The 10,676-nt window shown below is 50.9% G+C and carries 12 protein-coding genes; 1 reads left to right on the top strand and 11 read right to left on the bottom strand.

The genetic code is table 11. From position 1 onward, the window contains the following. Positions 1 to 44: 44 nt before the first annotated feature. The gene (locus JNK54_09410; GenBank protein MBL8024480.1) at positions 45 to 2,372 is read left to right on the top strand and encodes an MMPL family transporter; all 2,328 of its coding nucleotides are present in this window, start codon (positions 45 to 47) and stop codon (positions 2,370 to 2,372) included. A 68-nt stretch (positions 2,373 to 2,440) separates the two neighbouring features. Here the strand turns inward: JNK54_09410 and JNK54_09405 are convergent, their stop codons facing one another. From JNK54_09405 to JNK54_09355, 11 genes are all read right to left on the bottom strand, one after another. Further along, complete coding sequence (locus JNK54_09405) at positions 2,441 to 3,532, bottom strand: mechanosensitive ion channel family protein (protein MBL8024479.1); 1,092 nt, start codon at positions 3,530 to 3,532, stop codon at positions 2,441 to 2,443. A 144-nt stretch (positions 3,533 to 3,676) separates the two neighbouring features. Further along, the gene (locus JNK54_09400) at positions 3,677 to 3,994 is read right to left on the bottom strand and encodes a hypothetical protein (protein ID MBL8024478.1); all 318 of its coding nucleotides are present in this window, start codon (positions 3,992 to 3,994) and stop codon (positions 3,677 to 3,679) included. 57 nt (positions 3,995 to 4,051) lie between these two features. Then, positions 4,052 to 4,525 (bottom strand): hemerythrin domain-containing protein, encoded by a 474-nt coding sequence (locus tag JNK54_09395; GenBank protein MBL8024477.1) that lies wholly within the window; start codon positions 4,523 to 4,525, stop codon positions 4,052 to 4,054. Further along, positions 4,500 to 4,865 (bottom strand): nitrous oxide-stimulated promoter family protein, encoded by a 366-nt coding sequence (locus tag JNK54_09390; GenBank protein ID MBL8024476.1) that lies wholly within the window; start codon positions 4,863 to 4,865, stop codon positions 4,500 to 4,502. The genes JNK54_09395 and JNK54_09390 overlap by 26 nt, the downstream gene beginning before the upstream one ends. A 42-nt stretch (positions 4,866 to 4,907) precedes the next feature. Beyond that, positions 4,908 to 5,120 carry a hypothetical protein gene (locus JNK54_09385; protein MBL8024475.1) on the bottom strand — a complete coding sequence of 71 codons (213 nt, stop codon included), beginning with the start codon at positions 5,118 to 5,120 and terminating at the stop codon, positions 4,908 to 4,910. 22 nt (positions 5,121 to 5,142) lie between these two features. Further along, positions 5,143 to 5,745, bottom strand: a complete 603-nt coding sequence (locus JNK54_09380) for a thioredoxin family protein (protein ID MBL8024474.1) — start codon at positions 5,743 to 5,745, stop codon at positions 5,143 to 5,145. Next, the gene (locus JNK54_09375; GenBank protein MBL8024473.1) at positions 5,742 to 7,493 is read right to left on the bottom strand and encodes a thioredoxin family protein; all 1,752 of its coding nucleotides are present in this window, start codon (positions 7,491 to 7,493) and stop codon (positions 5,742 to 5,744) included. The genes JNK54_09380 and JNK54_09375 overlap by 4 nt, the downstream gene beginning before the upstream one ends. A gap of 94 nt (positions 7,494 to 7,587) precedes the next feature. Further along, positions 7,588 to 7,833, bottom strand: coding sequence for a YecH family protein (locus JNK54_09370; protein ID MBL8024472.1), 246 nt, complete (start codon positions 7,831 to 7,833; stop codon positions 7,588 to 7,590). A 78-nt stretch (positions 7,834 to 7,911) separates the two neighbouring features. Then, positions 7,912 to 8,712 carry a hypothetical protein gene (locus tag JNK54_09365; GenBank protein MBL8024471.1) on the bottom strand — a complete coding sequence of 267 codons (801 nt, stop codon included), beginning with the start codon at positions 8,710 to 8,712 and terminating at the stop codon, positions 7,912 to 7,914. An 11-nt stretch (positions 8,713 to 8,723) separates the two neighbouring features. Then, complete coding sequence (locus JNK54_09360; protein ID MBL8024470.1) at positions 8,724 to 9,434, bottom strand: hypothetical protein; 711 nt, start codon at positions 9,432 to 9,434, stop codon at positions 8,724 to 8,726. Positions 9,435 to 9,730: 296 nt separating this feature from the next. After that, the gene (locus JNK54_09355) at positions 9,731 to 10,627 is read right to left on the bottom strand and encodes a hypothetical protein (protein ID MBL8024469.1); all 897 of its coding nucleotides are present in this window, start codon (positions 10,625 to 10,627) and stop codon (positions 9,731 to 9,733) included. Positions 10,628 to 10,676 lie beyond the last annotated feature (49 nt).

The following is a 10,676-nucleotide window of genomic DNA, read 5'->3' as shown; positions in this document are numbered from 1 at the left end:
ATCAATGGCTTGACGGCGGATCGTTTTGAACGTAGTCTTACCCTGTGCCCCCCCTCCCTTGGCGTGAACGGTTCGTTAATATCATCGCCCATACCATTTCATCCCGAGCGGGATGGGTGGCCTTGGGGACAATCGTGTTTGTCGGTTTCTTCGGGTCGTTTCTCCCCCAACTCACACCTCGCAACGACCCCTACGAGTTTGTGGTCGACCGCGACCCCGCCACAACGTTCTATTACGAATTCAAAAAGATATTCGAGAAAGAAGATTTCTTTGTCATCGCCTATCACCAAGAAGACCTTTTTACCGAACGGCGCCTAACCGAACTAAAAGAACTCACCGAAACCCTGATTAATTTAGAGGGCGTCTCTGACGTGGTGAGCCTCGCCAACGTGGCCGACATGCGGGGCACGGAGGATATGTTCGACGCGGACGATTTCCTTCGCGATATCCCCTCCACCCCAGCCGCCCTCACGGCTCTCCGCCAGCGCGCCCTCTCCAACCCTCTCTATCAAAAAGTTCTTGTCTCTGACGACGGTCAAACCACAGCGATTGTGGTTTTTACCCCCTACGTTGCCTCGGGGGAGGACCACGACATCGACAAAAAGACGCGTGAACTTCTCGACTCAGTGAATGAGGAATTGGATCTTTACCGTCAAAAAGGGTTCCAATTTGCGATCGCCGGCTGGCCCCTCACAAATTATTATTTAGGGAAGTATATGAAGGAAGATGCGTCGCTGTTTTTCCCCATTTCACTCTTTTTAACGATGGGAACCATCTGGTTTGTGTTTCGAAACCTTCGCCTTCTCCTCCTGGCCGGTGTGGGTATTGTGCTCACCTTGGTAGCCACATTGGGTTTAGCCGGCCTAGCCAAAATCCCCATAAATAATGCGTCCATAGCCGTAATTCCCCTCGTCATGGCGCTAGCCCTGTCCGACCTGGTCCATATATTTACACACCTGGATCGCCGTCATTTGACGGAAAGCGGTGGGGATCCACGCCAGGCCCTGGGCCGGGTGCTCCGGTCAATTCTGTTCCCCTGCCTGCTGACAAGCATCAACACGGGGATCGGTTTTTTCTCATATACGTTTAACAGTGTCTCCGCCATCCGAAGTTTTGGTTGGTTGGCCGCCACCGGCATGTTTTTCGAGTTCATCGTCTCGTTCGGGTTGGTGGCTCCCCTGCTGGTCTACGTTCGCCCCGACCGTGTCTACCGGGATCCCGAAGTCCATCAGGAACGAGAAATCCCTCAATTCTTGCGTTGGATCCACCGAACGGTAACCCGCCGCCCCTGGTGGCCCCTTCTGATTTGCACGGCCGGTATGATCTGGGCGGGTTTCCAAGTCAAGAACCTCCAAATCAACACGAATTTAGAAGAGATGTTTAAGCCCCATTCCATTCTTCGGCAAGACATCAACTTCGTCCGTGAAAATCTCGCCGGCATGGAACCCTTTGACGTGGCGTTCCAATCGACCCGCGATGCTTTTAAAGAGCCCAAACTCCTGGCCCAATTGGAAGAAATCAAGGAGGAAATGAAAGCCCTTCCCTCCATCCATTCGGCCATCGGGTTCGGAGACTATTTGAAGGAAATGAATAAGGCCTTCCATGGGGAAGACCCGTCAGAATACCGTTTGCCAAAAAACCGCCGCATGCTGGAACAATACCTCCTGCTCTACGGCCGAGACGATTTGGAAGATTACATGAGCCCCGGGTTCGATACAACCCGGTTTATGATCCGCGCCCACGCGCCCGGCTCCATCGAATCCCGAAATACGTTCAATGCACTCACCGCCATATTGGACCGGCACCCCATCCCGGATGTCCGATCTCATATTACAGGTGGCGTGGCTTTGGGTGTCCGCACCATGAAGGTCATGGTGGACGACCAGTTAAACAACATTGCCTCAACGGTAATAGCGATTTGGTTGGTCATGGTATTGGTGTTGCGGTCCTGGGGGATGGCCCTGCTCTTTTTGTTGCCCAATATTTTCCCCATCTTAATGAACTTTGGCATCATGGGCCGGTTCGGCATCCCGCTGGATACGGGCACCTCCCTCATCGCGGCCTCAGCATTCGGGATCATCGTCGACGACACGGTTCATTTCTTCGTGGCTTTTGGGGAACGACGGAAGAAGGGGATGACCGCGGCCCAGTCGTTGGAAGAAACCGCCTACGAAAAAGGCGAAGCCTCCATTTCGGCAACAGTCATTTTAGGAACCGCTTTCGGGGTATTAACGCTCTCGCATTTTCAACCGATCCAACTCTTCGGCCTGCTGAACGTCATTATTTTGGTGGTAGGAATAGCGGGAGACCAAATGTTCCTAAAATCAGTCTTATCCCTCTGGGCCCGCTGGGTCGATAAAAAAAGAACTTAAAAAGCTAATTGTTCCTCTTTACTCCTTTTAAACCGTTTCCCTGTGACCTAAGAGACTCAGTTTTTTCTTCACCCTTTCGCAGGAACCGGCGGCGTCTGCCCACCCGCCATGTAAATGGTCTGGGTCGGGAACGCGAAATCAATTCCGCGGGATTCAAACCCCTTTTTAATGGCGAAATTAATATTTTGCTGAATATCCATGTAGACGTTATAATCCGGGGAAAGAACGTAATACACAATTTCCAAATCCAAACTGGAAGGCCCAAACGCCGCAAAATGGGCCCGGTCAAACCGCGTACGTTCCACGGATTTGACAATGGTTTTCAATAACTCTGGCACCTCATTCATCACGGCCATCGGTGTGTTGTACGTAATCCCCACTTTAAACAAAACCCGCCGTTCCTGCATCCGCTTGTAGTTCCGAACGCGCGATCCCGTTAAGTCCGTGTTCGAGAACACCAACTGTTCCCCGCCCAAACTGCGAATCCGCGTGGTTTTAATGCCAATATGCTCCACCACACCCATCATGTCACCCACGATGATAAAATCCCCCACTTCGAAAGGCCGATCAAAGAGAATGGCAAAGTAGCTGAAGAGGTCCCCCAACACCGCTTGGGAAGCCAAGGCCACCGCAATGCCCCCAATGCCCAACCCTGTAATGACTGCTGACAGTTTAAACCCGAAATTGTCCAATAAAACGAGGGTACCCACCAACCACAAAATGACGCTCAGAAAAGGCGCCAGGGTTTTTAATTTTCGGGTGAGGGTTTCATCTCCGTGACGGGGAAGCCAAACGTTAAAAACAAGAAATTTTAAAAGTCCGTTGGCCAACCGAACCGCCGCCAGCAAAAGCCAGAGGGCCCCGAACACCCGCACCAACCGGGTCATTAACGGCGACAGTTCCAACGGGCTCAGGGCGATCGCAAAAGCACCAAAATAAAGAAAGGCCGGCATGTGGCGAGCAATGCCTTCCACCAGCAAATCATCCAAATTCGTGTCCGACAAAGAAGTTATTTTTTTTAACCGAGGTAATCCCCACCGACTTAAACCCCAAACACAAAAAGTCAGAACGAACCAAACAGTTGCGGAAAACGAATAAGCGATAATACCTTTCCCAGTCAAAATCGCAGGAAAAATTTCGGATAAATTAAGAATATTCATGTGAGTTGGATTCCTATAGGAAGAATACTCCGCTAACCCCCGTTCTGACGAAAAGGGTTGGCGGAGGGATAATACGATACATTCGAAATGAAGACCCAGAGTAAAACCAAACCCCAGGCAAACTTTCTAAAACGCTAAACTCGGTTAGTCTTTCTTTAAGGTGGAAAGATCCTTGCTGAAATGACCCCAAGATTCTTTAAGATCGGAAAGCAACCCAGCCAACTCACCCTTGTTTACTTCTTTCATTCGGCTGTAACGCTCCCCCACCTGGTCAACGGTTTTCTTGAAATTAACCTGGTTCACTTCTTTTAATTCACTCAAAGTTGTTTTTATTTCTCGTTTCATGTTCTCAGCCCAAACCTGAGTTTTTCGACGAACTTTTGGGTTCTTTTTGTACAGTAAAAAAGCTCCTGCCGTGGCCGCCAACGCTAATCCCAACCCCGTAACAAATGCTTTAGCCATTTTTCCCATAAAGCCTCCTCGTATTCAAATGTTATCTACAGTGTACAAAAAAAAATGTTACACCGCAGAAAAACTGACCTCTTGGGCCATCCGGATCAGTTGTTCCTGGGGCAACAATTTGTACGCTTCCGGAAAAACATTATCTTCTTCGTCTTTCATGTGCGGAACCAAAACCTCCACCAGTTTCTGAAAACTCGTGATCCACGCCGGGGCGGCAGGGGTCATCGAGAGCTCCTGCTCTAAAAGATAAACAATTCTTCCAATGCCACCATGTTCTTCTTGTAAGTGGTGGAGAACCGCCGCCGGCTTAATCGTGGACATGTCCCGTTGAATGGCATCTAACAAGGCTGGGAAAAGAACCTCCGTTTCTCTCCGCAAATGGAGCTTATGCCGACTCCGAAAGTCTTGAACCAATTCGGAAGCCTGAATTTCATTCCCCTCGTTGGAAGGAGCGGTGGCCAGGTCCCCCAGCTTCACAAAGACTTCTTTGAAATAAGCGTGGTCGTCATTTAACTGTTGAAGAATGGTCATTCGCAACTCCTCGGGGAACCTGACGTCGGTTGCCGCTCCGCACCTGTGGCATACCCCGTAAGCTTTGCCAGGCGTGCCATAAGGAAAGCCACGGGTGCCGTGGAAACATGTGGGGCCCTGTCTCTCTCATCACATGGCGCATGGCGTCCCGTTCAACGGGACCGTAACAATGAATGGGGCACTTGGCGCAGGTGGTTTTTCGCCGTCCTAAGAAACAACGGTCTAATTTATGGTGGGCATACATCAGTAAATGGTTACAGTCCGGGCAAAGTTCCTGTGGGGCCCCGTGGGTCCGACCGCAATACAGTTTGACCATGGCCCCTACGGTCTTTTTGTCCATCCGGATGTTGAATGGTGTCGGACCGACCTCCCCCACAGATCCTTACTTTTTTCCCATGGACGCCCCGCACTTGGGGCACGTTAAAGACGAAAACCGAAACCCTGGCTTGGCAGACACGGGTGCGCCACAGGCAGGGCAGTGCCCATTTCCGGCGCCTCCCTTTTTCGGGCCTTTCGTCCCTGTTTCCGGGTGAACAGCCCCAGCGCCAAATGTTTTTCCTATCTTGATCGGGTTCTGCGCGTTTCGCTGTGGCATTTCCGATACTCCCTCTCAGCTATTAGTATTTCACCCCGCACCCGTAGGGTTTCGTGTTCGATTCGGTGACCGGGTGCCCTGCCATGGCTTCATCCAGGGTGGCCCGCACGTAATTCTTGGAGGTTTTGATGTCCTCGCTGTCCGTGGACGGCGTATCGTCAATGGCTCCTTGGTAGATTAAGACACCCTTGGGGTCAATGATATAAATATGTGGGGTGGTTTTGGCAACATAAAGTTTCCCCACTTTGCCGGAGGGATCCAACAAAATGGCGGTGGCCGCGCCGCCCTTCTCTTCGTTTTTTGTCACCCATTCCGCCGCGGAGAGGTTCCCCTGCTTTCCTTTCGCTGAAGAACAAATGGAAACCCATTCCACCCCTTTGCCCGTGTATTCTTTTTGTAAGGCCTGCATGTGGCCCCCGTTGTAGTGCTTTTTCACAAAAGGGCAGTCGTGGTTAATCCATTCCAGCACAACAAATTTCCCCTTCATTTTCGAGAGGGTTTGCTTTTTTCCGTGAATATCCGTCAGACTGAAATCCGGGGCAGGTTTTCCCGACTCCAGCGCCAGGGCGGGAAGAGCGGTGGCGCACAACACAATGGCCATGAACGAACGAATCCAGTTTTTCATGAAGAACTCCCTTGATGAAGAGATTTTAAGGCATCCAATACAATGTCCGGGGTTAGAATTGTTGGTAAAACACGCGGTTCCAGCCCCGGCACGTAGAGTATGTAAAGTGGAACACCATCCCGCCCAAAAAGTTCCAGGGCGTGGGTAATGGCCGGGTCACTGTTGGTCCAGTCCGCCACGAGAAAAGCCACGTTGTATTTCTGAAAAGCGTTTTGAACTTTTTGGGTAGAGAGCGTCGTCTTTTCATTCACTTGGCACGTAATACACCACGCCGCGGTAAAATCAACAAACACAGGCCGCCCCTCAGCCAAAAGGGTTTCCACCCGCTCCTGGGAAAAGGCATCCTCTGCCGAGACCGCCGTAAGAACCGCCCCACGAAACGATAACAGCCCCAGAGCGGAACCAATCCCAATCAAGGCCCCCATCCACCGTACCCCCGATCGGCCCCTGTCCGACCGCGCCCGCCCCGCCACGGACCCAGCCAACCATCCCCCCACCGCAATCCCAAGAAAGATAAGGAGGGCCTTGGTCACCAGCCCTACCCCACCCTGCAACCCCAACACCCACACCATCCAAAGGCAGGTGGCAAAGAAGAGGAAAGCCATCCCCTGCTTTAAGGTCACCATCCATGGGCCAGGCTTAGGAATCCACCGTAACCCACCCGGAAAAAAAGAAAGGAGAACATAGGGAAACGCCATCCCCACCCCAAGGGCGGAAAAAGTTACTAAGGAAATCCCCGCCGATTGGGTCAGCGCATACCCTAAGGCCGGCCCCATAAAAGGTGCCGTGCAAGGGGTCGCCACCAAGACCGCCAAAGCCCCGCTCAAGAAGGCGTTGGCCGACGACTTTCCCCCCAACAGTCCACCCAATCCGATCAGGGAGGTCCCGATCTCAAAAACACCCAACAGGTTAAGGGCCAAGGTAAAAAAGAGGGCGGCCAGTATCCCCACAAAAAAGGGCGATTGAAGTTGAAACCCCCACCCCAACTTTTCCCCACCCGCCCGCAGAAAAATCAACACACCAGCCAAAACCAAAAAGGAGACCCACACCCCAACCCCGTAAAGCACCCCATGCCAACGAAGGGTTTCCCGTGGTGTCTCGATAAACCCCAAAAACTTAATGGACAACACCGGCAAAACACAGGGCATCAGGTTAAGCAACACCCCGCCGAAAAAGGCCAATAAAACCGCCAACCAAATAGTGAGCCCACCCCCCAGCGCCCCCTCCCCGCCAACCCGAGAGGGGCTAACCTTTTCCAAGAGAGCCCGTGCCTCATTAAAAAACAAAGACATCTCCATCGTGGGCGTCACTGGCGAATCCGATACCGGCAATGTCACCGCAACGTCCGCTTTCCCAGGCACACAAGCTTCCAAACATTCCAGCCAAGAAACCTGAGCTTTCAACGTAACGCTCTCCCCCACGATCTCCGCCGGAGGCGTCATCAAAACAAGCAACGAGGCCTGCCCCTCATACCCATAATTGACGAGTGGCGGCAACTCAATCCGTTGGGGCACCGGCCAGCGAATCTCCCCTGCCGAAAACCCTTCCGGCAACTCCCACCGAATTTTGGTCGGCAACCCCGAATCCCCCGGCTCCTTGTAGTACGTATGCCACCCCGGATCGTGATCCAACCGCACCGCCACCCAAAACGCTTCCCCCCCCGCCACCACTGCCCCCGGCTCCGCCAACAATTCCACCCGCACATGGGACCCCGAAGCCAGTAAAGCACCCCCACCCCATAAAACCATAAGGGACCCCAAAAACGATAGGGGACGTACTTGCCTAATTAACTTACTCAACAAACGCACAGGCATGCCCTCTTTTCTAAACGATAAACCCAGTTCATTCGTGATCGCAAATATTCTCCGCCTTCATGGCCACGGTGTCGTCCGAAACGATAAATTTACTTCGCGCCCGCAAAAACCCAATCAAGTCCTCCGCCGTCATCTCGGAAGCCGAACAGGTATGAAACCGCGCGTCCTTCCCAAACTTGGCGGCAATAGCTTCTTTCAGTTGCCCTTCTGTAAAGGCCCGATTCGCTTCCACCATCATCCGCATCACATCATGTCCATGAATTGATTCCGTCATCTTACCTCCCTTTCAAACTATTGAAACTGAATAGGAATCTCCATTTTTCAACAGAGAACTATACGCCCGATTTCTGGGTCAAACTGAACTACGCTTCTTCTGTGAAACAAGAGCTGAAATCAAAGGATCGAAAGTAAATTTAATTTGTTCATCAATGAGGTCTTTTGGCACATTCCATCTCGAGAAATAATCCCTCAACATCCCGAACCCAGGTTGGCGCTCATCCCCCACGAAATTCTTCAGGATGCGCCCTGCTTCCTTGGTGTCGGAGTGACCCTTAAGTTTTACAATATTATTCAATAGTTGGTGCCGGTCCGGCGAGTAACGCATAAGGAAAGCAATGGTTGCTAGATCTTTCGGTGTCTTCGAAGAATTGAGGCGATGTTCAATCAGGAGAGCTTTTGAAAGCAATAATCCTTCAGGTGCTGCGATTTGAATGGAGAGATATTTGTGCTTATAGTGAACTGTGTGCTTAACCGGTTCTGGCTTTAATGCGATCGCAACTTCGGGAACTGCGTCACACGCCACATAGGGCCTTTTGAAGGAAGTTTGTCCTTTGGGAAGAACATCAGGCTCAGTGATGAAATCGATGGGGACCATAACGCGCTCGGCCATGTAGGCAAAATGAAATTTGTTGTCATCGTCCAAATCCATCCGTCGAGGGACAAGATGGGCGGCGAGTAACTTTTTGTAAACAGGCTCGGAAAACCGGTCCGGGGTCATATGTTTTACGGCAAAATCGATGTCCACTGTCATGATTTCTGGAGCCTGTTTCTGCCAAACGTATTTGGCGTAGAGGTAAGGACACCAACCACCGACGATGACCAGGTTGTTTAAATTGTTTTGCCCCAGCGCCAAAAGTGTTTCATGAAAGGCCACTTCGTAAGGGGTCATTTCCCCTCTCCACCCATCAGGGGTGTTTTAAGTTCTTTTAGCCGATCCGCTAACCAATCGGCTTGTTCCTTTCCCCCCAGGGGGTGATTCATCAAATCCAAATAGAGTTGAAGGTTTGAAACCACGCGGAACCCGGAAACAATTTGGGAATCGCGAAATACGGAGCTCTTATAAATGGGTAAAGCGAAATGAACGTTCGCTCCAGCTTTGGGAGGAACAAGCGTAAAGTGAGTTTGAAGATCACAAAAAAACTGTTCGGCTATTTTTTCGGGAACATCAACGTAAATAGAAATGTCGTTATTCACAAGATAAGGCGCCACTAAATTAGCCCCGCTAAAAACCGTGAGCGCATAGGGAATTTTTTTCAAAACAAAGTGGTTTCGAAGTTTGGACACGAGTTTGGGGTCCGGCGCGTAGAAGTGAGCCTGAGGGTTTTTGTTGAATCGGTAGGACTGGGTCCACGCTTCGAGTAATTTTTTCGGTTGGGTGAGGACCACATAACTAAATCGTCCCGAGGCATGTCGAACAACAAACCCGGAACTTTCGAGGTCCGCTAAAACGAGAGAAACAAGCCCCAGCGACGCTCCTTCTTTAGCGAGAAGTCGGGTCGTCCAATGTCGGTCCGGCTGCCGGAGAAGAGCCCGAATGACGAGAGATGATTTGTCCCCAAAGATATTTTGTAACCCCGGGGAAGTGACCATAGGCATTGTCCGTATCCTCACCAATTACGTACGTTCAATGTTTATTATACGTTCAATTTAAATAATTAACAACAACCATTTCTTTCCTGGGGTGTCTCTTGAGCACGTGGAAGGAATTTCCCTCGCCCTCTGGTGACTGCGCTAGCGAGAAATGCCGTGTGGGAACGGCAGGGGGATGGAATGTCGTCGACGGAAGACTTCAGTCCATCCAAAACTTTCAGAGCGCTAAAGATTGTGACTTTCCTTCTCCCCCCTGTGGGAGAAGGTGCCCCCAAAGGGGCGGATGAGGGGAGGTTTACTATTTACGCGGATTGCAAGACAGCGATCATCGTATCAATCGCATTTTGAATGGCCTTGCTCAGATCACTGTATTTCTGTATTTGAAACCCATTTAGGTCCATTAAGATCGATTGATCACTCTGAACCAATACCTTGGACGCCAGGGGAACACCCTTCCCACTGGTTCGGGCGTTGTAATCCAAAACGACTTGCCTCATGGAGATCCCCGGGTCAGCTTCTTGCGTGTCGATCAGATCCATTTGGGCCGGATTTAAGGTAAGCCCAAGTTCACCCAAAACGGTGTTAGTGTCCCCTGTCCCGTGCAAGATCAAAATAGGTTGCCCCGCTTTTGTTAACCCCGCAATCATCGTTTTAGCGGTTTCCTGCACTTCTTTCTCCCACGATGTGAAGTTCATCAGGTCCAAAGTCATCCGAACCCCCGGCCCCTGGCCTTCCTGAACCATCATTTTAGCTAAAACGATGAGGGCATTAAATTTCGCTTCAGAACTCTGAAGGGCTTCAGCCGCCTGACCATCCCCATACCCCATCAACGTCTGAACCAAATCCTGTTGGGTCCAATAGGCACTCCCCCCCGAAACGAGTTTCAGATTCAAATCCGAAACCCGCCCTTTCATCATCAAGTCCCCCACCACAGCATTCAACGCCATCTTTTCAGTGGGATCCGTCGTGGCATTTATTTTATCAACGATTGCCCCAGCCGTTTTTTCAGCCTTAAGAAGTTTGCTGTCGTAAGAATAATGAAGATAAGCCGAAACAAGAGCCCCCGCTGAAAAAATAATCGTGCTATGGGCTAATAAAGGGAGAACAACATAGGGAAGGAAAACGCTAAATTCTTTAACAAACCCAGACAACGAAAGAACGGGTCGTTCTCCTCTCCCAAGAATAAATTGAATAAACATTAGCCCGTAATGTAATCCTTTAAAAAGAGCTAACCCCGCTGCCATCACC

The sequence above is a fragment of the Elusimicrobiota bacterium genome, assembly GCA_016788905.1.
Classification (GTDB): Bacteria; Elusimicrobiota; Elusimicrobia; order FEN-1173; family FEN-1173; genus JADKHR01.
Note: the sequence above shows the minus strand (reverse complement) of the source record. Positions and strands in the feature narration are given on the sequence as shown.